20 protein-coding genes and 1 tRNA gene are annotated in these 20,505 nt (G+C 46.3%); 3 read left to right on the forward strand and 18 right to left on the reverse strand.

Annotation, left to right across the window (positions count from 1 at the left end):
• Positions 1-127: 127 nt before the first annotated feature.
• The 17 genes from rpoN to trxB (B2M23_RS00635) all read right to left on the reverse strand — a co-directional run bounded on the left by rpoN (position 128) and on the right by trxB (B2M23_RS00635) (position 15,327).
• Positions 128-1,540 (reverse strand): RNA polymerase factor sigma-54, encoded by a 1,413-nt coding sequence (rpoN, locus tag B2M23_RS00555; RefSeq protein WP_038350861.1) that lies wholly within the window; start codon positions 1,538-1,540, stop codon positions 128-130.
• Between the two features lie 155 nt (positions 1,541-1,695).
• Positions 1,696-1,782 (reverse strand) — tRNA-Leu (locus B2M23_RS00560).
• A gap of 217 nt (positions 1,783-1,999) precedes the next feature.
• Complete coding sequence (locus tag B2M23_RS00565) at positions 2,000-2,524, reverse strand: shikimate kinase (protein ID WP_146209102.1); 525 nt, start codon at positions 2,522-2,524, stop codon at positions 2,000-2,002.
• On the reverse strand, positions 2,514-3,230 hold the full coding sequence (gene aroD / locus B2M23_RS00570) for a type I 3-dehydroquinate dehydratase (RefSeq protein WP_038350863.1): 717 nt from the start codon (positions 3,228-3,230) through the stop codon (positions 2,514-2,516). Before aroD ends, B2M23_RS00565 begins: the two co-directional genes overlap by 11 nt.
• Positions 3,231-3,310: 80 nt before the next feature.
• The gene (locus tag B2M23_RS00575) at positions 3,311-3,703 is read right to left on the reverse strand and encodes a hypothetical protein (protein WP_038350864.1); all 393 of its coding nucleotides are present in this window, start codon (positions 3,701-3,703) and stop codon (positions 3,311-3,313) included.
• Positions 3,700-4,197 carry a PulJ/GspJ family protein gene (locus tag B2M23_RS00580; protein ID WP_038350865.1) on the reverse strand — a complete coding sequence of 166 codons (498 nt, stop codon included), beginning with the start codon at positions 4,195-4,197 and terminating at the stop codon, positions 3,700-3,702. The genes B2M23_RS00575 and B2M23_RS00580 overlap by 4 nt, the downstream gene beginning before the upstream one ends.
• Entirely contained in the window at positions 4,175-4,540 is a 366-nt protein-coding gene (locus tag B2M23_RS00585) for a PulJ/GspJ family protein (RefSeq protein WP_038350866.1), read from the reverse strand. Before B2M23_RS00585 ends, B2M23_RS00580 begins: the two co-directional genes overlap by 23 nt.
• Positions 4,533-4,997, reverse strand: a complete 465-nt coding sequence (locus tag B2M23_RS00590; RefSeq protein ID WP_038350867.1) for a pilus assembly FimT family protein — start codon at positions 4,995-4,997, stop codon at positions 4,533-4,535. The genes B2M23_RS00585 and B2M23_RS00590 overlap by 8 nt, the downstream gene beginning before the upstream one ends.
• Before the next feature lie 8 nt (positions 4,998-5,005).
• On the reverse strand, positions 5,006-5,392 hold the full coding sequence (locus tag B2M23_RS21620; protein ID WP_013378988.1) for a competence type IV pilus major pilin ComGC: 387 nt from the start codon (positions 5,390-5,392) through the stop codon (positions 5,006-5,008).
• 14 nt (positions 5,393-5,406) lie between these two features.
• On the reverse strand, positions 5,407-6,489 hold the full coding sequence (locus B2M23_RS00600) for a type II secretion system F family protein (protein ID WP_167617713.1): 1,083 nt from the start codon (positions 6,487-6,489) through the stop codon (positions 5,407-5,409).
• Positions 6,467-7,708, reverse strand: coding sequence for a GspE/PulE family protein (locus tag B2M23_RS00605; RefSeq protein ID WP_013378986.1), 1,242 nt, complete (start codon positions 7,706-7,708; stop codon positions 6,467-6,469). Before B2M23_RS00605 ends, B2M23_RS00600 begins: the two co-directional genes overlap by 23 nt.
• A gap of 174 nt (positions 7,709-7,882) precedes the next feature.
• Positions 7,883-9,760: a 1,4-alpha-glucan branching protein GlgB gene (gene glgB, locus B2M23_RS00610; protein ID WP_038350869.1), complete on the reverse strand. Its 1,878-nt coding sequence runs from the start codon at positions 9,758-9,760 to the stop codon at positions 7,883-7,885.
• Between the two features lie 143 nt (positions 9,761-9,903).
• Entirely contained in the window at positions 9,904-10,755 is an 852-nt protein-coding gene (locus tag B2M23_RS00615; protein WP_038350870.1) for a patatin-like phospholipase family protein, read from the reverse strand.
• Positions 10,756-10,757: 2 nt separating this feature from the next.
• Positions 10,758-11,498 (reverse strand): acyl-[acyl-carrier-protein] thioesterase, encoded by a 741-nt coding sequence (locus tag B2M23_RS00620; protein ID WP_038350871.1) that lies wholly within the window; start codon positions 11,496-11,498, stop codon positions 10,758-10,760.
• A gap of 41 nt (positions 11,499-11,539) precedes the next feature.
• Positions 11,540-13,855, reverse strand: a complete 2,316-nt coding sequence (gene gshAB, locus B2M23_RS00625) for a bifunctional glutamate--cysteine ligase GshA/glutathione synthetase GshB (RefSeq protein WP_038350872.1) — start codon at positions 13,853-13,855, stop codon at positions 11,540-11,542.
• Between the two features lie 163 nt (positions 13,856-14,018).
• A complete protein-coding gene (locus B2M23_RS00630) occupies positions 14,019-14,300 on the reverse strand; it encodes a GNAT family N-acetyltransferase (protein ID WP_201261611.1) in 282 nt (93 codons plus the stop codon).
• Positions 14,301-14,391: 91 nt separating this feature from the next.
• Positions 14,392-15,327: a thioredoxin-disulfide reductase gene (gene trxB / locus B2M23_RS00635; protein ID WP_038350873.1), complete on the reverse strand. Its 936-nt coding sequence runs from the start codon at positions 15,325-15,327 to the stop codon at positions 14,392-14,394.
• Between the two features lie 236 nt (positions 15,328-15,563).
• Here trxB (B2M23_RS00635) and trxB (B2M23_RS00640) point away from each other — a divergent pair, with 236 nt between their 5' ends.
• The 3 genes from trxB (B2M23_RS00640) to B2M23_RS00650 all read left to right on the forward strand — a co-directional run bounded on the left by trxB (B2M23_RS00640) (position 15,564) and on the right by B2M23_RS00650 (position 20,056).
• Complete coding sequence (gene trxB, locus B2M23_RS00640) at positions 15,564-16,778, forward strand: thioredoxin-disulfide reductase (protein WP_038350874.1); 1,215 nt, start codon at positions 15,564-15,566, stop codon at positions 16,776-16,778.
• Between the two features lie 1,027 nt (positions 16,779-17,805).
• The gene (locus tag B2M23_RS00645) at positions 17,806-18,492 is read left to right on the forward strand and encodes an FGGY-family carbohydrate kinase (RefSeq protein ID WP_242945852.1); all 687 of its coding nucleotides are present in this window, start codon (positions 17,806-17,808) and stop codon (positions 18,490-18,492) included.
• A gap of 1,144 nt (positions 18,493-19,636) precedes the next feature.
• Positions 19,637-20,056 carry a hypothetical protein gene (locus tag B2M23_RS00650; protein ID WP_038350875.1) on the forward strand — a complete coding sequence of 140 codons (420 nt, stop codon included), beginning with the start codon at positions 19,637-19,639 and terminating at the stop codon, positions 20,054-20,056.
• Positions 20,057-20,083: 27 nt separating this feature from the next.
• On the opposite strand, the gene B2M23_RS00655 is transcribed toward B2M23_RS00650, so the two are convergent.
• Positions 20,084-20,431 carry a hypothetical protein gene (locus B2M23_RS00655; RefSeq protein ID WP_038350876.1) on the reverse strand — a complete coding sequence of 116 codons (348 nt, stop codon included), beginning with the start codon at positions 20,429-20,431 and terminating at the stop codon, positions 20,084-20,086.
• Positions 20,432-20,505 lie beyond the last annotated feature (74 nt).

Genomic DNA, 20,505 nt, shown 5'->3' on the forward strand with positions numbered 1-20,505 from the left:
AAAAAAAAATTAAAATGAAAGCCCTTGAAAAATCCTTAATTTAGCCCATAAAACATTCTTTTTTTCATTATTAAATGCTAAACATAAAAAAACCGGCTGTATCCTCTACAACCGGTTTATGATGACTTTATCGAAATTGCTTGCGCTTCGAAGATGGAAGTATGTTAAGTGCTTCCCGGTATTTGGCAATGGTCCTGCGGGCCACATCAACCCCCTGCTCTTTGAGCATCTCAACGATTTTCTGGTCGCTCAGCGGCTTACGCTTATCCTCAGCGTCCACAAAGGCCTGTATTTTCTGCTTGATAGCCTCTGATGATACATCGTCCGCCCCCTGGGAGAATCCCCGTTTAAAAAAGAACTTCAGCGAGAAGGTCCCCTTTGGCGTCTGAACATATTTCCCGCGAATGGCACGGCTGACCGTGGATTCGTGCACTTCGATCATGTCCGCAATGGCTTTGAGCGTCAGCGGCTTAAGATCCTCTACTCCTTCCCTGAAGAAATTTTCCTGGTAGTGGGCAATGGCTTCGATGACCTTGCGAATCGTATCCCGGCGCTGTTCAATGCTTTTAATGAGAAAGGCTGCTGAATCCAGCTTTTTCTCAATATATTTCTTGGTATCTTCATTTTCATTTCGTGTCTTCAGCATTCCCTGGTAAAAGGAGTTGATCTGAAGCCGCGGGGCTGAAATATCATTGATCTGGACCACCAGCTCGTTGTCAATCCACTCAATGCTACCGTCTGGAATAATGTACTTTACACCGTCAAAATTGGTGAACTGGCGTCCTGGCTTGGGTTCCAGCGTCTTTATCAGCTCTTTGAACTCCGCCAGTTCCGAGGTGGAAATGCCTGTTTCCTGACTGACCCGCTTGAACTGGTTTTCGGCCAGATCGGTCAGGTAATTGTTGACAAGATTTTCATATTCTTCATCGTCATATCCCTCCTGCCGCAGCTGGATCAACAGACATTCCTTGATGTCCCTTGCGCCGACCCCGGCGGGATCAAATTGTTGTATGATTCCGATGAGCTTTTCGACCACATCCTGCGTTACGCCCAGGATATCGCAGATATAGTCCATATCAATGAGCAGATAACCGTTGTCGTCAATGCAGTCGATCAGATATTCCCCGATCAGGTTCTCTGTTTCTGTCAAATCTTCAGAAAGTACATGAAACTGGAGCAGCAGATACTCGTTGAGTGTGGTTTCATAATAGGAAAACTTCTCAAAATTAAACTCATCATCGGGATCATAGGTGGATGACGGCGTATTTCTGAATTCTGTGGACTGCATATTCTGGAAATAATCGTCCCACTCAATCTGGTCCTTGCTTTCCTCTTTCTTAGCTGCATCATCTTTGACAACCTCCATGGACTCCATCGGACTGTCGTTAAATTCCAGCATGGGGTTTTCCAGAAGCTCCTTATCAATAAGGTTGTTTAGCTCCATGGAAGTCAGCTGCAATATCTCAATCGCCTGCTTCATTTCGGTTGTCATTACTAATTTTTGTGTCTGTTTTAAATTTAAATCAACCTTAATATTCATTCTTTATCCCCTCTTCTCCTTCAAAGTATATCATCTCAGGTAAAAAAGTGCAATCGTTCTTACAGCACCTTACGGGCCATTCCGAAACACAGTAAAGGCAGGCCATAAAAAAACAGACCCGCAAAAAATCACAGATCTGTAAGTCATAGACAAAGTGGTGCCGAAGGCGGGGGTCGAACCCGCACGGTATTGCTACCACTGGATTTTGAGTCCAGCACGTCTGCCAATTCCATCACTTCGGCTTATAAAATAAAAGTTGAATTTTATCTTCAATAACAGCCTCTGCAATGTCCCCGACTAAGCGATTCACACCAAATCACAGATTTGGGTTCACTGCTTATGCCAATTCCATCACTTCGGCTTATAAAGCATGCTATTATAAAGAATACCCGCACAGCGAGTACGCTTAATATAATAGCATACTCTAAATTAAAATTCAAACAAAAATCAAAATAAATTTCAACTTTTTTGATATGCCTCTACAATCCGTTCAATACAAATTTTCTCTGATAATTCATCCGTTGGGATAATGATGTCGCCGATCTCATAGTGGGGCTTCCGGACTTCCAGCATATCCACAATCTTCTGGTAGGGATCTGCCTCCTGAAGCAGCGGACGGTCCGTATTTCCCCGCACCCGGCTGTAGATCGCTCCCGGCGAAGCGGTCAGGGTTACCAGGAAAGTTCGCTCTTTTAGCAGCTTCCGGTTCTGTTCACTCAAGACAATCCCGCCACCGGTCGAAATTAAGAGGTTCTCTTCTTCCACCAGAGCCTCCAGCACTGTCTCCTCCATCCTTCTGAAGGCTGGCTCTCCCTCCTGCTCAAATATCCGGGAAATGCTTTTCCCCTGCTGCTTTTCAATATAGGCGTCAGTATCCACAAAGGACAGGCCCAGTCTCCTGGACAGACGTTTACCAATGGTGGTCTTGCCCGTTCCCATATAACCGATCAGTGCAATGTTCTTCTTTTTCATATTATATGCCAAGGGTCTCCCGCAATTTTAAGATGTCTTCCAGTGTAACCTGTCCCGGCGCGGTAGCCTTGACACCTGAGGCAAAGGTCAGGCACCCCCCCATCACCTCTGGCAGAATTCTGGACAGGCGCCCCTCCTCACCCATGGAGATCATAATCATGGGCTTGTCTGTTTTCAGGCTGTAGGTGCCCCCGGCCGCTGAAGCGGTCTTAAAATCGGCTTTATCCCTTGCGTATAGGGCCAGTTTAAAGGCATCGGCTCCTTTTTCTTCCATTTTGTCAAGAATAGAAATGATTTCATCGTAGGAGCCGGTTTTGTCAAAATCATGGTAGGAAACCATCAGCTTATTCTGCGCGGATTTCACCACCTGCTTAACCGCTTCAAAATATTCCTCGCTGCTGTTAAGCTCAACGTCAATATAGGTAACCGCGTTGGACTTGGCCGCATTGGCAATGTGCTTCCAGCGATCCTCATTTAAAACATGCCGGAATCCGCCCTCCTTCACATCGCGGAAGGTATAAATAAGGCTTACACCCAGGTTTCGGATTCTTCTTAAAATCCTCCGCTCCTGCTCATAATCGTCTTCCAGAAAATAATCCCGGCGCCATTCCAGATAATCTGGCTTTTGGGCCAGTGCCTCGTCAATCTCGCGGTACAGGTCCTCTTCATTATCCGATACTAACGGAATACAGGTAACAAACTGGTTTTTACTTAACATTTTACTTCCCTCTAAATCATTTTAGATTCACGGATACGTGTTACTTCTATTATAGATGATTTTGCGCAGTGTATCCAGCCCTATTTCTCCATATAATAGCTCATACCGCTGAGCTTTCGGGTATTTTCGTCGATGGTTCCTTTTCCCCGAAAGACCTTTTTATAGGCCTTGACCTGGGCGGTCACCCTCACCGACCGTTCCTGCCCTGATACCGGGGCCACCTCAATATTGTAGCGTCCGCCGTTATCCTCGTTCCTCCAGTCGCCTGTCCCTCTATAGTCAAAATCCGCATTGAGTTCGGCCTCCGCTTCGGCAAAGGCATTTTCCACCACCAGAATACAGATCTGGTAATCACGGTATTCCTGATTGGCGTCCAGCTGGTTCCGGATCTGCCCCAACAGCGCCGCTGCCACCGTAAACAACAGTGCCAGAACGATAAGTACAAGGGGTAGCGCGTAGCCTTTATGATTCATCTCAACAACACCTCATTCGGATAATAAAACCGGACATCCACTGCCGGTTCTTCCTTTATAAATTCTATGACCAGCCGTACTGCGTTTTTTTCCTCGAGCTTAAGCTCAAAATGGACAGCATTGTGGATTAGCTGGCTTTTTCCGCCAGTCTTGATGGGTTCCAGCTTTACTTTGTCCACCTTATTCCGGTAAACCGTTCCGGACGCCTCAATGGTATAAAAATTATAATAATCCAGATTTTCCATATCCTGTAGATACACCCGGCCATCCTTTACAAAAATCTCCCTGGATTTTGAGAGCTGCTTCTGCAAAAACAGACAGGCCCGTCTGCTCTCCTGGCCGCGGATCATTTTACCTGTGATTTTTCCAGCTATCTCCCCTCCGAATTGAAGAGAGGTCACAAGCAGCACCAGCACCATCGACGTGATAAAGAGCCCGGTCAGCACTTCGACCAGCGTATAGCCCTCCCTTCTACGGGTAAACCACTTTCGCATAAAAAACCTTTTTCTTTCTGCCGGCCGCCTCATAGCTCAGCTGTAACTCATAAAGCCCTGAAGGACAGGTGGCGGGACGCACTTCAACCTGCCAGCCCGGATGCTTTGTGACAATGGCTGCGATTTCCTGCTCAAAGGCCTGTTCTGTCCTTCCGGCAGGGATTCCGGTGCGTATTTCGTTTACAATTCCGTTGATATTAAGGCTCTGCTCCAATATCTCCTCTGAAACCTTTTGCCCAATGATCACTGTGTGGTAAATGGTAAAAACAGACACAATTCCCACACCCAGTACTGCAATGGCTACCACTGCCTCAATCAGGCTGAAGCCGCGTGTATCAGACATTTTTATCACTTAAATAAATCCTCCCTGTGACCGGCTGTATAATCAGGTATTTCTCCGCCTGGTCGTTGCGGTAAAAGGTAACTGTACCGCCGCGGTTAACCACGCCCGCCCCGCTGAAAACAATCTCGTTCTGGACCAGGTTCCAGGTAATCCGGCACTGCCTGAGCTGTACAGACTGTGTAACCACCATTTCCCGCCTGTCCGGATCAAACTCAATAATGTCTACATGATTTTTATAGAGCTTTACCATTGTGCCGTATTTATCGCCGGACATCACAGCTGCATCGCGGCTTTTTAAAACCGCGTCGAGCACCTGCTCATATTCTGCCCCGGCAGCCCGCTTCGCGTTTCCCTCTGTCACCGAATACCCCAACCCTGCGGTCACCGCCAGGGCAAAGCCCAGAATGGACAGGGTGATGATCAGCTCGATCAGGGTGTGTCCTCCTTGATGGGCCATTTTTCCTGTCAGCTACCCGGAGAAGGCTCTGTCGATTTTGGTGTAAATCCGACCTCACCGTTTTCATAGGTAAAGCTGCCGCCGGACTGTTCTTCGATTTTGTCTGTTTTCAGGTATCCGGCTGTTTTCAGCGCGCTGACAAGCTTGTCAAAAGTGTCGCCCTCTCCTTCTGTCAACGTTGGTAAGCTGCCATTATTATCCGCCTTATAAACCTCCAGAGCAGTCTGGACAATCGATAAGTTTGCCTGGTCTGTCTTTATACCCGAATTATCCAACACCTTGGAAAACTGCGGAATCGCCAGCGCTGCCAGCATTCCTAATATCGCCAGCACAATGATCAGCTCAATGAGGGTGAAGCCGTATTTTTCCACAATCTGTTTCTTTAGTTTTTTCATTCTTTCCCCTTTACTCATACCAACTCGGAATAACCCGAATAAATTTCAAATACCGGCTGCATGACCGACGCCATGATAAAGAATACCAGACCGCCAACCACAAGCAGTACCACCGGTTCCAGCAGTGCCGTCATTTTCTTGATTTTCCGATTGATCTCGTCGTTATAATAGACTGAAACCTTTATAAGCACCTGCTCCATGGTTCCCGAACTCTCGCCGATACGGATCATCTGGACAAAGCGCCGGTCAAAGAGTCCTGCATCTGCCAGGCTGTCGGACAAAGCCTCCCCACGCCTTACGGCCTCCCGCACAGCGCCTATTTTATGGCGCATGACACGGTTTCCCAAAATTTTACCGGCGATTTCCAGCGCGCTGATCATATCAATACCGCTGCTTACCATAATGGCCATGGCATCCGCAAAGCGCACGCCTTCCATCAGCTGCATGAACTGCCCGGCCCACGGAAGCCGCAACAAAAGGCGATCCCTTGCCAGCGCGCCGACCTCTTGTCTGACCGCCGCCTGGCCCGCTGCCAGCAGCAGTAAAACCGCCAGCAGTATCCAGCCACCGCTGGAGATCAGCGCTGTGCTGACACCCATGAGGATTTCGGTGGTCAGCGGAAGCTCTGCCTCCATACTTTCAAATATTTCCACAAAGACTGGCAGAACGCCTGCCATAAGGTACATCACCACCCCTACAGCCACCACCATCACCAGCGACGGATAGAAGAAAGCCTGAGCGATTCTGCTCCTCAGGTCAGCCTGCCCTTCATAGTAAATCCCAAGATTTTCCATGACCAGATCCATACAGCCACTCATTTCACCCGAACGCACCATCTGGACCATGAGCTCCGGAAAAACCTTTGGAAATGAACGTAGCGCTTCTGAGAAACTATTCCCATGCTTCACCAAAATCTTAACCTGCAGGACTGCTTCTCCGAAGCCGCTGTTTTTATGCTCCCTTCCGGACAGCTCCAGAGCGTCGATAATCGAAACTCCTGCTGAAAGCGTAATGGCCATCTGTCTGCAGAATAGCCCAAGCGTCCTTACACGCCTTGATTTAAACGCCACTGCTCTAAGCCATGCTGGTTTCATCATTTCCATAACTCATTACCCTCAGCCCTTCTGTCACATCGGTGACACCGTTTAAAATTTCATTTCGGACAAGCTCTGAAAACTGAACCAGCCCGCTGCCACGTGCAAGACCAAGGAACTGCTCATAGGAAGCGCCGGAATGAATGGCCTCTCTCAGGTTCTGGTTAAGACACAGCACTTCAAAAACCCCCTTTCTCCCCAGATAGCCGGTGTGCCGGCATTTTTCACAGCCGGCCGCGCGGTACAGCACCTGCTCTTTTTCAAAGGCAAAGAGTCCACGCTCCGTTTCGGTTGTTTTATAGGCTTTTCGGCAGTGCGGGCACAGCTTTCTTAAAAGCCTCTGGGCGATAATGCCCCGCAGCGCTGTGGACAGCAGATAGTCTGCTGCGCCCATATCCAACAGGCGGGTAACGGTTGACAATGCGTCGTTGGTGTGCAGGGTCGACAACACCAGATGCCCGGTAATGGCCGCGCGCACAGCGGTGGCCGCAGTCTCCTCATCCCGGATTTCACCGACCATGATAACGTTGGGGTCCTGCCTCAAAACAGCCCGCAGCCCTTCGCCGAACCCAAGGCCAATCCGCTCATTCACTGGTATCTGATTAATGCCCTCCAGGTGAAATTCGACCGGGTCCTCAATCGTGATAATGTTGAGCGCCTGTGTATTTTTCTCCTTCAGAAGACTGTACAGCGTCGTCGTCTTTCCGCACCCCGTCGGACCGGTCACCAGCAGCAGTCCGTTGGCCTGATTGAGCATTCCCCTTACTCTCTGCTCATTTTCAAACGAAAGTCCAAGGTCTCTCACTGAAATCAAGAAGGTCTGGGCGTCCAGAATCCGAAGCACCACTTTCTCGCTGTAAACAGTCGGTACCACCGACACACGCAGGTCGATCTTCCTGCCCTCTGTCTCGAAACAGAAGCTACCGTCCTGCGGCCTTCGTTTCTCTGAAATATCGAGCCCGGATAGAATCTTTATCCGGCTGATCATACCAAGATAATCCTTTTTGGCAACCTCCATGGTTGTGATCAGCTCGCCGTCGATACGGATACGCACCCGCATTTTTTCCGGGTTGAGCACCTCAAAATGGATATCCGAGGCTTTTTTCTGTACCGCAAAGCGGATAATGCTGTTGACAAGCTTTACAAAGCGATTGTCCTGAGGCTCATCCTGTCCCTGCTCAGAGACTGCTTTCTTTTCCACACTCCAAAATCTGTATTTCACATCGGCCCTCTTGTTAAAATATAATCATTTCTCAATTATTTGACTGCTTATATCTCATCATACAGGACATTCTATTTTTTGTCAACGATTTTATTATATTACATAATAGTTTATTATTTTATCAGGTTAAAAAAGCAGCCAACAGAAGTGATTATTTCTCCTGTTGGCTGTTTTCTATTTTATAATCTCAAATACGATTCCCTCAAAGCCTTCCAGTGCCATTTTCAACGGATATGAATGCTCTGCTGCTGGCTTTACATCTTCACTTTTTGTCTTTTTTACTTTTTCAGTGTGATGTGGTTTTGCCATCCATCCCGCCTTTTGTGTTTTTAACTCATAGGCATTTCTTTTACTATTATTACCAGTGCTGAAAATTTCTTTAATTTTTACGTGATCGGCCAACTCAAGGACCAGCTTCTCAATGGGCTTTGCGGCAAAATTGAGTACTGTCAGAAGCTCCTGTGCACCTGCGGCGCGCCGGTAAGCCAGCACAGCTGTTCCTTTTGTTTTAACTGAAATAAAAGAAAAGCACCCGCTGTGGTAGTCATTTTCATAGAGTGCCGGGCACCTCCTGTAAAACTGGTTTAAGGCCGAAAAATAGTCAAAAAATTCCTGATGAACAGGGTAATTAAGCAGGTCCCAGTCCAGCTCGCGGGCCTCGTCCCACTCTCTGAAATGCCCCAGCTCGTTCCCCATAAAGTTCAGCTTTTTGCCGGGATGGGTAAACATATAGAGATACAGCAGGCGTGCCTGCTCAAACTTTTCCTCATAGCTGCCGTTCATTTTATCCAGAATGGTTCCCTTCCCATGCACCACCTCATCGTGAGAAAAGGGCAGCATATAAAGCTCATTGTAAAAATAATGCATGGAAAACACCAGTTTGCCCATGTGGTCCTTGCGGTCGTCCGGATGAATCTTCATAAAATCCAGGGTATCGTTCATCCACCCCATGTCCCACTTGTAGTCAAAGCCCAGCCCGTCATATTTCACCGGCGCTGTCACCTTTAAGAAATTGGTGGAATCCTCCGCCATGCGCAGCACACCGGGATAGCGCTCTGCCAATCCCTCATTCATAACCTGAATAAACTCAACTGCCCCCTCATTGACACCGCGGGCGGCGTCCCCCTGCCAGTACAGGGCATTGCTGATGGCATCCATCCTCAGGCCGTCAAAATGATATTTCTCGATCCAGAAGGCTGCCGCCGACTGAAGAAAGCTCCGCACCTCTCCCCGGTAAAAATTAAAATTATAGGAGCCCCATTCGCTGCAGCCTGTATCCGCATCAGGATACTCGTACAGGGCTGACCCGTCAAATTGGGTCAGGGCATAATCGTTCATGGCAAAATGCACCGGAACAAAATCCAGGATCACACCGATTCCCGCCTGGTGGAAGGTATCAATGAGATACTGAAGCTCTGCCGGCCCGCCATAGCGGGAGGTCGCGCTGTAAAAGCCCGATACCTGATACCCCCATGACTCGTCGGCGGGGTACTCTGTCAGCGGCAGAAATTCCACATGGGTAAAGCCATGCTTCTGTACATATTCAAGAAGCTGCCCGCACACCTCCTCATAGCTGTACCAGCCCGCCGGGCCCTCCTCTGCCCTGCGCCGCCAGGAGCCAAAGTGCATTTCATAAATGCTCATCGGCTCGTTATAATGCGGACGTTCCGCCCTTTTTTGAAGCCACGACGCATCCTTAAAAGTATACTCCAAGTCCACTAAAACTGACGCGGAATTTGGTCTCATCTCCATGGCGTAACCATAGGGGTCTGCCCGGTCCACTACACGCCCGTCCATTTGGTGAATCCGGTATTTATAGAGCATGCCGGCTCCGGCGTTTTCTACAAAGCATTCATAGACCCCTCCGGTGCCAAAAGGCTCCATGGGTGTGTCCTGCCAGCCGTTAAACTCCCCGATCAGCGTCACTGCCTCTGCCCCCGGCGCGTATACTCTGAAAACAAAGCCTTCATGTCCGTTCTTTTCAAACCGGTGCGCTCCAAAATAATCGTAGGCGTCAAAGGCCTCTCCAATATAAAAATCATGCATTTCCATGATGCTGTCCTCCCCTGTTAATTACTTACAATTATATGGGAAAAACAGCCGCCCGTCTACCGTCAAAACGCCCGAAGTGTCAAAAAAGGCAGCGCCAGAGTGTGTTCTGGCGCTGCCTTTTACAGGATTCAATCTGCTTCTTCTTATTTTTCCAGATAGGCTGTGAGCGCATCCCACTCTGCCTTTACCTGGTCATAGCCAGTTTTATAGCTTTTCTGGACTCCCTCAGGGTTTCGGTCGATCACCTTTGTCTCGATGGGGCTCTCTGGGCGCAGCACGTAAATTTTACCTTCGGCCTCCAGCGCATCAATCAAATCCATGGTTTCATTGTAAAACAGGTGGCGGGTTAAAATGCCCTCAGCAAAGGCCGGGTGTTTCCGGTAATAGGAGCGTACCATCCGTTCGTGTCCATAGGGCTCCTTCCGGTAGCCCTTTTCGCGGGTCAATACCAGAACGGCCTTCTCATTGCCGTCTGAAAGCGCCCGCCTGACAGGGACAGAATCCGCGATTCCCCCGTCCATGTAGGGCTTCCCGTCGATTTCCACCATCTGGCTCATGAACGGCAGCGAGGTAGACGCGGCAATGAGCTCTGCCACATCGCCCTCCATCTTCTCAAAATAGCGGGCCTCGCCGGTTTCACAGTCGGTGGCGGTCAGGTAAAAGGTAATGTCGGAGCTGTAGTAGGTCTTCATATCAAAAATATTATAGCGTCTTGGCAGCTCGTTATAGGCAAAGCTGCGGCTGAAAAAATTACCTTCCTTCAGCAGGTTTCCCATCCCCATATACCGTTTGTCCGGCATAAAGGTTTCTGCGATGGCGAAACTGCGGCCAGGCTGCTCAGAAATATAGTTAGCGCCGTTGATAGCCCCCATGGAAACACCGATAATGTACGGGAATTCCAGTGACTTCTCCATAAAATAATCCAACACGCCAGAGGAGTAAATGCCTCTGAAGCCGCCTCCCTCCAGCACCAGCGCTGTTTTCTCAAACCTCATGCTCAGTCCTCCCTTATCCTCATGGTCATTTCGATCTGGCAGAGGAGGGTTCCCTCCTGGTTTTCGATGTCCATCCGATAGGTGTTTACATCGATCTCAGCAGATTTCACGGTGATCATGTCACCGTAGAAGCCCTGGTTTTTGTAGATAATTTTCGCGGTCTCCATTTCGCCTGCCTTTACCTTTTCCAGGGGCAGCGTCTCCAGCGCCCACGCCAGGTATTTGACATAGTTGACATGGCTGTTAAAATCAATGTCCAGGTAGCGGACCTGGAAGTTTTTGGACTCGGTCCATTCATCCACCTTTGCAACCCGCCTGAGCTTAAAATGATTTTCATGGCTGCTCTCATAAACGTCCAGCTCCGGCACATTACTCAGCCGCTCCAGACGGTTTTCCCTGCGGTTTTGCAGCATCCATTCCGTATCGCCCTCCACCATCATCCTGCCGTCCAGCGATTTGATGGCAAAACGGCGGTGTGCGGCGAATTTATCAAAGGCGATGGCCTCGGTCTCGACCATGACCTCGTCGTTAAACTTCGGGTATTCATGAAACTGCAGCTTATATTTTACCAGAAACCAGGCCAGCCCCATTTCATCCAGAACCTCCGGCCCCACGCCGAGCTGCTCGCTCTGCTCCTGGCTGGTCTGTTGAAAATAGTTCAGCGCGGCTGTCGGCTGCAGCTGATAGTTATAAGTGCACTCGTAGCCGTTGATTTTCTGCTTTTTCTCGTAAATAATTCCCACTTCTGTTGTCTCCTTATCCTTATAAAAAATAGCCGAATGATTTAATTTTCAATGAGTCCAAGCGCGCGCAGGATAAACTCACCAGTACGCCGTTCAGTTCCCTGGTAAGGGTAAGCGTGCATATCCGTACTCGGATTAAAATTCAGTTCAATGATGCCAAAGGGTGATTTTTCGTCCCGGTAGTCTTCAATGATGATATCCACGCCGCAGAAAACAGCCTTCACTGATGCTGCCGCCTCCACTGCAATGCGTTTAAAGAAGTCCGGCATTTCGTCAGTCATGTCAATGCTGTCGCCGCCGGTGCTGATGTTCGAGTTGCCCCGCAGATAGACAGTTTTTCCATCGGGCAGCACATCGCCGAATTTCAGCTCCTGCTGTTTGAGATAAAGCTCGGTCTGTTCGTCCAGCTCAATCTTTTTAAGGGGCGCGGTGTAGCCGTAACCTCTGAAGGGGTGCCTGTTTTTTTCATCGACCAGCTGGGTGATGGTATGGACGCCGTCGCCCGTCACATTGGCCGGAACACGCTTGAGAACAGCGACCACTTCCCCGCCGATTACCAGGAACCGGTACTCCTGTCCTGGAATGAACTCCTCGATGATGACGGTCTTGTCGTATTCAAAGGCAATTTCAACCGCCTCAAGAAGGTCCTTCTCGTTGCCTCCCTGATCAAAAATACAGATTCCCAGTCCATAATTTGTGGATTTGGGCTTGATGACGACCTTTTTCCCAACATAGGGGCCAATGCGCCGAGCCGCTTCATCATAGCTTGAGAATTCCTCTCCGGCTGGTACCGGGATACCCCGCTGTGCCATAATTTTCTTGGTAACCACCTTATTTTCCATAACAAGGACTGTGATATAATTGTCCAGCTCTGTCTTTGTCGCCTGCTTGACATAGGTTTTTTTATCCCCCTTGCCAAGGCCGATAAAGTTATCCTGGGGGTCGATTTCTTCAACCGGAACCCCCCGGGTGATGGCTTCTTTGATGAGAATCTGGGTGGAAAGTTCATAATTGTCAAAGCCCTTTAAAAGATAGCGGGTGTCATGGCTTTCTTTTTTATAAGCCTCAGCCAGACGCATCATCCCGTTTAGATAGCCTTCCTTTTTTACCATTTCGGCCATCCGGTAAGCGTAGGTATGCTCAGGGTGGATGACACGGTCGGTCATCACCTTCAGTACACCGCTGTTTCCGAGCTCCAGCTCAATGTCCATCTTCTGCATTTTTTCGAGGATCTCAAGGGCCCAGCGTTTCATGGAGACCTCTCTGCCGTTCTGTCGGATCATGAGGTCAGGGTCCAGGCCAAAGGCTGCGACCTTCTCTTCATTTTCAAGGCCTTCCTTCTGCCAGTCTGCATCGTCTGATTCTTCCTCAACCAGCAAGTAAAGCATAAACTGATGAAGAAACACCAGATCCTTTTCGGCAATGCCGCATTTATCAAAGACATTCAGGTCGACCGTCCGGATTTCAAGATACTTAATGCCGTCCTCTTCCAGCGATTCCAGAATATTGTCCACGCCCTTTGCTTTCATGCGTATCTGAGCGTAAAGCTCTTTTGGAGCCGAGATCAATCCTTTATCCACAAAGCTTTGAACATCCTCAGTGTATTCTTTAACCGTACGGTAGCTTGGAAAGAGAAATATTTTATTTTTATAGCCATAGACTGAATTTCTAAAGGAAGTACCCGTTTTTAACACATAGGCGTCATCGCCCACAGCCTCCATCTGCCTGACACATTCGGGTACATAACTTTGATGCAAGGCCGAGCTACAGCCCAAAAGGTAGATAACCAGCCACCGGTAGCGCAGGTAATTTCGGACCAGCTTAAGGTATACGCCATCCTTGAAATCCTTACGCGGCTTCTCCGGCGCAACTGCGTCGTGCAGCTTATCAATAAAGCGTTCAGTAAAAGAAAAATTAAAATGAATGCCGGAAATCAACTGTTTTTTTCCGCCATAACGCTCGATCAGTCCTTTCCGGTAGGCCATGGCCGCCTCAGCGTCCTTTTCACCTTCATATACGGCAATGGGGATGTCCTGATCTTCTGGAATATCGCAGGGCATGGACTGAGGCCAAAAATACTCGTCCCCGATTTCATTGTTGACAATATCGCAAAGCCCCTCAAGCACCGCGTAGGTCTTGGGCACTGTGTCATAGGCTGGTGTAACGACCTCCACCTGGCTTTCTGAAAAATCGGTTGTAATGTACGGGTTTTTCAGCTTGTTGCCAAAAATGGCCGGGTGCGGTGTCATGGCGAGCTTTCCTTCCTCTGTAACCCGCAGGCCTTCCCGTTCCAGACCAAAATCACCGGTCAGCAGCTCGTTGCTTGTAAATGTATTTTTTAAAATATCTAAGTTCATTTTTACACCTTGATTATTCAAATTTTATTGGTTATTATACCATAAATCAACCTGAATGCATATTGAAGACGAATCCAACTTCTGTTAAGTTTTAAATCTGAAAAAAGCTTAAATCAAACAAAGAAATCCCGGTTTAATAAAGATCAAACCGGGATGGTGTTTTCTATGCGTTGGCTTCTAACTCACGGTATTCCGGGTATTTGTCAAACTCCGCCCGCGCAAAGGGGCAGAGCGGAATGATTTTTTTGTCTTCATCCCTCGCCTTTTGTACCGCCTTTTCGACCAGCACCTTTCCAATGCCCAGGCCGCCCATGTCTTCTGCCACTTCTGTATGTGAGATAATAAACATGCTCTCTCCGGTCGGCACAAATTCAATTTCTCCAACCTCTGTTCCATCGTCTGTCACAGCATAAATGCGGTTGTCACCATTTTTATATTCAATCATATTATAACCTTCTTTCACAATTCAGTTGAAGATTATATACCCTCAGAGCGTTTGATAAAACACCGCTGCTGATGCCCGTCAAGCAGGCTGTTTATTCATCGGCACAGAGCTCTGCCAGGTATTCCTCAGCATATTTAGACGCCACCGCGCCGTCAGCCGTGGCAGTAACAATCTGGCGAAGCGGCTTAGTGCGCACGTCACCGACCGCAAAGACACCGGGGATATTGGTTTTTGTCGTCTCATCCGCGATCAGGTAGCCCTGCCCGTCAAGGTCCAGAATGTCCTTAAATATGTCTGTGTTTGGTGTCCGGCCGACTGCCACAAATACGCCTTCGCAGGCCAGTTCGGTTACCTCACCGGTTTTAACATTTTCGACTTTTACGCCGGTTACCAGGTCATCATGGAGCACTTCGACCACTTTTGAATCCCAGACAAATTCGATGTTTTCAGTTTTTTCCAAAGTCTTCATATACGTTTTTGACGCCCTGAGAGTATCTCTTCGGTGCACAATATAAACCTTTTTACAGATTTTAGCTAAAAACAAAGCATCCGCCACCGCGGAGTTGCCGCCGCCCACCACAACCACCGTCCGGTTGCGGTAGAACATACCGTCACAGGTAGCGCAATAAGCCATCCCTCTGCCGCGAAGCTCATCTTCTTCTGGAATACCAAGGGTTCTGGGCGCCGCGCCCGTGGCCAAAATGACAGCTTTGGCTTCCAGATCCCCCTTGCCAGTCCGGATTATCTTAGGCTGGCTTTTAAGATCAATGGATAACACCTCGCCGATCTCTGTTACCACCCCGAAGCGTTCGGCACTCTGCTGCATCTTTCCGCTGAGCTCGATGCCGTCTACCCCCTCCTCAAAGCCCGGATAATTGTCGACCCGGCTGGTGGTGGCCATCTGTCCTCCCGGCCACATCTTTTCAAGTACCATTGCGGAAAGACCTGCCCGTGCACAGTACAATGCCGCTGTGTACCCTCCCGGGCCTCCGCCTAATATGATCACGTCGAATTTATTATTTTCCATTATTTATCTCCTTTTTGGGAAGTTACATTTTCTGTAACTTAAAAAATTACATATTATGCTTTTATTTTATCAGCTTAAGGCGAAAAAGTCAATAGTGTATCCAGAATGATTTGTTTTTGCACCCAGAGGGTATGTATGATACAATAGAAAGAAATAATCAGTGGTGTTTAAATCGCCAGATGTATTCGTTTTAATCTCGTGGCCAAAAAAGACCACTTTGCTAGGGGGCAATATAAATGAAAAAGTTTGATGTTATTGTACTGGGCGGCGGGCCTGCAGGCTATACAGCAGCGCTGTACTGCGCCCGTGCAAACCTGAAAACCATGATTTTAGAAAAGATGTGGCCAGGCGGCCAGATGGCCACCACCAGCCAGGTCGATAACTATCCCGGATTTAATGAGGGGATTGACGGTCATGAGCTGAGCGAACGCATGAAGCTGGGCGCCGAACGCTTTGGCGCAATCTCTGAATACGGCGAGGTCATCCGCATTGAGGCCACTGGCCAGCCAAAGCGCATTAGGACAAGCAGCGCCGAATATGAATGCAAAGCCCTGATCATCGCCACCGGCGCTGCCCCGAGAAGCCTGAACCTTCCTCATGAGGAGGAGCTACGGGGACGCGGCGTCGCTTATTGCGCTACCTGTGACGGTCTGTTCTTCAAAAATAAGGTGGTCGCTGTGGTGGGCGGCGGCAACTCTGCGGTGGCCGATGCCCTGTACCTGTCCAAAATCTGCAAAAAAGTTTACCTCATCCACCGCCGCAACCGGCTGAACGCTACCAAAACCTACCTGGCGCCGCTGGACGAGACCGAAAACATTGAATTTATATGGAACAGCCAGGTGGTTGAACCCATCTACGATGATGTTCTAACCGGTATCAAGCTTGAAAATACTGAGACCGGCGCTGTTTCCCAGCTGGACTGCGACGGCCTGTTTATCGCCATCGGCCGGCGGCCCAACACCGACTTGTTCGAGGGTATTGTGGACATCGACGAAGCAGGCTATATCATCGCCGATGAAACCACCCAGACAAATGTGGAGGGCGTCTACGCAGTTGGCGATGTGCGCACCAAGCCGCTGCGCCAGATCATTACCGCGGCATCTGACGGAGCCGTTGCCTCAAAATTGATTGAGGACTACTTTGTGCAGCTGTGCGGCCGAAACCATAAGGCTAAAAGCCTGCGCTACAAAAGCGAGCCCAACCGCTTCTTTGTCCAGACACCGGAGAATTACGAGGTTGGTGAGCTGAACCTAGAGCCCACCACGGACAATACCTTTATCATCACCCATGTGGGCGTTGACAACAGCTACAACGGCTTGGGCATTGCGAAGGAGCTGGTGCGGCAAACCGTTGAAGCCGCGCGCCAGAACCACTGGAAGCTGATTCCCAGATGTCCCTTTGCAAAGGTCGAATACGACAAACATCCCGAATATAAAGACACCCTGGCCTGACGGCTTGACGGCCTCTGCTTTTTAGCAGAGGCTGTTTTCTGTCAGGGCTCAAAAAATAAAAAAACAGCCATATCCCTATGACTGATCGTCTGCTTTAAATGGTCTTCGTTCGAGGATTGCGCTGCTTCGCAACGCCGTGTTCGTCCCACAGCTCCTCACACATTCGGCTAAAAACGATCCACGATCGTTTTTTCAACGCCTCAGGCCTTCTTAAGGTTCAAACCTCTCACTCTCATTTTACAGCTTCTTCAAAAAATAAAAAACAGCCATATCCCTATGACTGATCATCTGCTTTAAATGGTCGGAGTGAGAGGATTTGAACCTCCGGCCTCATGGGCATACTAAGAGCGTTTTTTTACATACTCTCTTGTGTAATAATGTAGTATTCATGCGGGTTCTGAGCCTTTACCCGCTATAATAAAAGGCTTCAAAAAAATCTAAAACACAAATTTACTGGGAAAAAACTGGTGTACAAAATGGTATTTTCAAAGGTTCTTAATAATAAAAAATAAATCTTTCTACAAAGTTAAATGCTCAAAAATCAAGTAGCTTAACCGAATTTTTTGAGCATTTAATTTTTACGTACATCTACATTACATCGTATCCTTTTTAGTGTAAGAGGTCAACAAATCTTGTCTAATTTCCTAGCCTTTCTTCAAAAATTTTAAATGAAAATCCACGTTTTTTGACGTAATAAATGATGATTTGCCTTGGCCTCATAATTCTAGTTTTTTCTATTTAGAATGCTTTCCGACTATAGCTTCTTTTTTACATTTTCACAAAAGTCAATTTTTCCCTGTACGGAATCCATCTAATTGGAAAAAACAAAATACTTTCTCCCCAAGATCATGTGATACAAGAAAAAATAAAATAAATTTTAAAATATGCTATAACAGTAGAGGATCGGCTCCCATAAACATCGAGTCCTCAATCAACAAAAGTAAAACAATAATTTTTTTGTCAATTAAAAACCTTTTATAGAAATAAATCTCCTGTATCTAAGGCAAAACTTTCTGTCCGGATTACTTTGAACAATAAAGAAGGAAAGATTAAAACCTCTCCCACCCGTGTGTTAGGCTATGTTACTTCAGGTGGAATCTGTCTGCGTTGGTATCGTGATGATTTCTGTCAACTTGAAATGGCCTGTGCAAAAATGCTTGAAGAAGACAGTTATGATCTGATGACAAAGCAGGCAGCTCAAACACCTCCAGGCGCAGAAGGACTAAGCTTTCTGCCGCATTTAAGCGGTTCTCTAGCGCCGGATGTAAATCCACACGCAACGGGAATTTTCTTTGGCCTTACAATGATACATAAAAAAGGACACTTTATTCGGGCAATCATGGAATCTTTAGGTTATCTTGTCCGCAGAAATATAGAAGCGCTCTCTGCAATGGGAATTGAGGTGGAAGAAATTCGCGCTTTTGGCGGCGGTTCCAAAAGTTCAGTATGGAACCAGATTAAAGCCGATATTCTTCAGAAACCTATTTGCATCACAAACAGTAAAGAAGCAGCATGCCTTGGCGCTGCAATTTTAGCTGGTAAGGCGATCGGAATATTTGACAGTGTAGAGGCAGCTGCTGACAGCATGGTGAAAGTGATTGCACGTTATGAACCGAATCAGAACAATCAAGCAATTTATGATAAAGGTTACGATGTTTACAAAGAAATGCAGGAGGATTGTATGGATCTTTTTGAAGTAATTGCACAAGAATAAATATTTTATAAGTATGACCCCTCTATCAAGGGTATCCCAAATTTCATGAAATGACTTGAGGGGTACCCTCTTTTTAATTACTCTGGGTTTAACAGCATGATTTTTTGTATTCTAAATTGTTAAAAAATAGATTTTTTGTAGTTTTAGAGCAACACTATGCTAAATAATAAAATTTGCTCCATTATTCCTTATCTAAGCAGGCTTCAAAACAGCGATTTAATAAATCTTGGATTTCAACCTAAGTACACCCTGCTATTTTTAAGACATTTTTATATTTCTTCTCAATTTTTCATTGTATATGAACATTACTTTACACATTTAATCTGGTTTTTCTATATCTGCAGCGTATCGTTCCTTCCGAGCAGCAGATACTCAATCAACAAAAGTAAATCAACAATTTTTTCTATTAATTTCCATACTTTTATAGGAATAAACCTTCGTCTTCCAAGCAAGGCATTCTATCCAAACTGCACAAAGCAAAAGAAGAAAAAGCCCAACCCCAGTTGTATAGCGAGCTACAGTGATTACTATGCAAAATTTTTCACGATTGATTATTGGGAAAAACTGGTGTGCAAAATAGTATTTTCAAGGATGGCCTAACCCTGTAAAATAGATTTTCTAACAAAAATGAATGCTCAAAAAAGCAGATTACTAGTGTCTTCGAGCATTCACTTTGTTAATAAATATGCTTTTTATTTCTCCTTTACATTAAAAAACTATATATGCAACAACTTTCTTTACGCCTTGGAATCTCTTTAGTATTTCACAAACATAATATTCTTTATTGATATATTTCAACAATCTTCGAAAACTCAAGACTTTGTTTTACAACTTAAATCGTTAAACAGTGGCCTTATCATATAAGCACAATAATCTAAGAATGTGATTATTTAAACTTTATAAACAATGCACCGCTCGAAATATTATGGATACCACGTAGTATAAACATAAAATGTTTTTTACCTTTTATCGATCAATTATGATGATTTAATTTAATAAATGCTATTTTGCCGCATTTTTAAAAACTTATTATATCTTATTTATAAATCACTTCTTTAAAGGAATAAGCAGTACACCATATCTTGTGTTATACTAGCCATGCAAAAAAATTTCCAGTGTTTATTTGAAATAGAAAGGTAAGGATATGAATTTTATTATTAAAGGAAATAACCATAGATCAAAAATTATAGGATTTATTGTTATTTCCTTGATTATTATGATTGATGTTTCAATTTCTTTAAAAGTATGGATAGACAAAGAAATAAACCTAAATCAAATAAGTTTCGAGCAACCAGCAGCATTTAGTGCCGGTATGACTTATCAAGAAATTGCTGTGATTATTGGGGATGGTAAAATGATCAAAAGCACAAACCCTGATGCTAAAGTGATTTCATATGCCTGGGCATTAGCAGATAGTAAAAGGTCAGAAAATCAAAATACGAATTACAATGAAGAGTCCTATGAATATGTTGTTTTGGATTTTAAAGACAATCATTTTATTGGACACAGAAGTTTAGCACCTAATTTTGAAAGAAGAATTATAAACATCTTATTATTCCAGTAATTTTATTATGTAATGGCTACTTTTGTGCTAAATATCCATATAGTATAGCACTGCCACTAAAATAACGAGTGCCACAATAAGCAAGATAGTTCCAAACAGCATTGTTCTAAGTGGGTTACCTTTTTCTAACCGCGGCGTAAAAGTAATACACATCAAAACAAAAAGAAATATTCCGCCGAACCCAACGATTAATTTAGCATTGAACGCAAACATTGATGGAAAAAAGGACACACATGCCATGAACCATGACGCCGCGAGCCCCCCATATATAATACGTCGGTGAATTACTGTTAGTTTTTGATTTTTATCCTTTTTTAAAGCTATAATTGCAGCGATCGTCATTATTATCAAACCTGTAGTCAACAGAATCGACATCACTTTATCCTCCTCAATTAATTATGAAAGACTGAAGTTATCTTTATAATACTCCAGTCTTTCTATTCACCATT

The organism is Eubacterium limosum (assembly GCF_000807675.2).
Taxonomy (GTDB): domain Bacteria; phylum Bacillota; class Clostridia; order Eubacteriales; family Eubacteriaceae; genus Eubacterium; species Eubacterium limosum.

Excerpts from the sequence above, each read along its gene's own strand:
- rpoN (WP_038350861.1), bottom strand. The coding sequence starts at position 1,540 with ATGAATATTAAGGTTGATTTAAATTTAAAACAGACACAAAAATTAGTA.
- aroD (WP_038350863.1), bottom strand. The coding sequence starts at position 3,230 with ATGTTAAGTAAAAACCAGTTTGTTACCTGTATTCCGTTAGTATCGGAT.
- B2M23_RS00575 (WP_038350864.1), bottom strand. The coding sequence starts at position 3,703 with ATGAATCATAAAGGCTACGCGCTACCCCTTGTACTTATCGTTCTGGCA.
- B2M23_RS00580 (WP_038350865.1), bottom strand. The coding sequence starts at position 4,197 with ATGCGAAAGTGGTTTACCCGTAGAAGGGAGGGCTATACGCTGGTCGAA.
- B2M23_RS00585 (WP_038350866.1), bottom strand. The coding sequence starts at position 4,540 with ATGTCTGATACACGCGGCTTCAGCCTGATTGAGGCAGTGGTAGCCATT.
- B2M23_RS00590 (WP_038350867.1), bottom strand. The coding sequence starts at position 4,997 with ATGGCCCATCAAGGAGGACACACCCTGATCGAGCTGATCATCACCCTG.
- B2M23_RS21620 (WP_013378988.1), bottom strand. The coding sequence starts at position 5,392 with ATGAAAAAACTAAAGAAACAGATTGTGGAAAAATACGGCTTCACCCTC.
- B2M23_RS00600 (WP_167617713.1), bottom strand. The coding sequence starts at position 6,489 with ATGATGAAACCAGCATGGCTTAGAGCAGTGGCGTTTAAATCAAGGCGT.
- glgB (WP_038350869.1), bottom strand. The coding sequence starts at position 9,760 with ATGGAAATGCATGATTTTTATATTGGAGAGGCCTTTGACGCCTACGAT.
- B2M23_RS00615 (WP_038350870.1), bottom strand. The coding sequence starts at position 10,755 with ATGAGGTTTGAGAAAACAGCGCTGGTGCTGGAGGGAGGCGGCTTCAGA.
- gshAB (WP_038350872.1), bottom strand. The coding sequence starts at position 13,855 with ATGAACTTAGATATTTTAAAAAATACATTTACAAGCAACGAGCTGCTG.
- B2M23_RS00630 (WP_201261611.1), bottom strand. The coding sequence starts at position 14,300 with ATGATTGAATATAAAAATGGTGACAACCGCATTTATGCTGTGACAGAC.
- trxB (WP_038350873.1), bottom strand. The coding sequence starts at position 15,327 with ATGGAAAATAATAAATTCGACGTGATCATATTAGGCGGAGGCCCGGGA.
- trxB (WP_038350874.1), top strand. The coding sequence starts at position 15,564 with ATGAAAAAGTTTGATGTTATTGTACTGGGCGGCGGGCCTGCAGGCTAT.
- B2M23_RS00650 (WP_038350875.1), top strand. The coding sequence starts at position 19,637 with ATGAATTTTATTATTAAAGGAAATAACCATAGATCAAAAATTATAGGA.
- B2M23_RS00655 (WP_038350876.1), bottom strand. The coding sequence starts at position 20,431 with ATGTCGATTCTGTTGACTACAGGTTTGATAATAATGACGATCGCTGCA.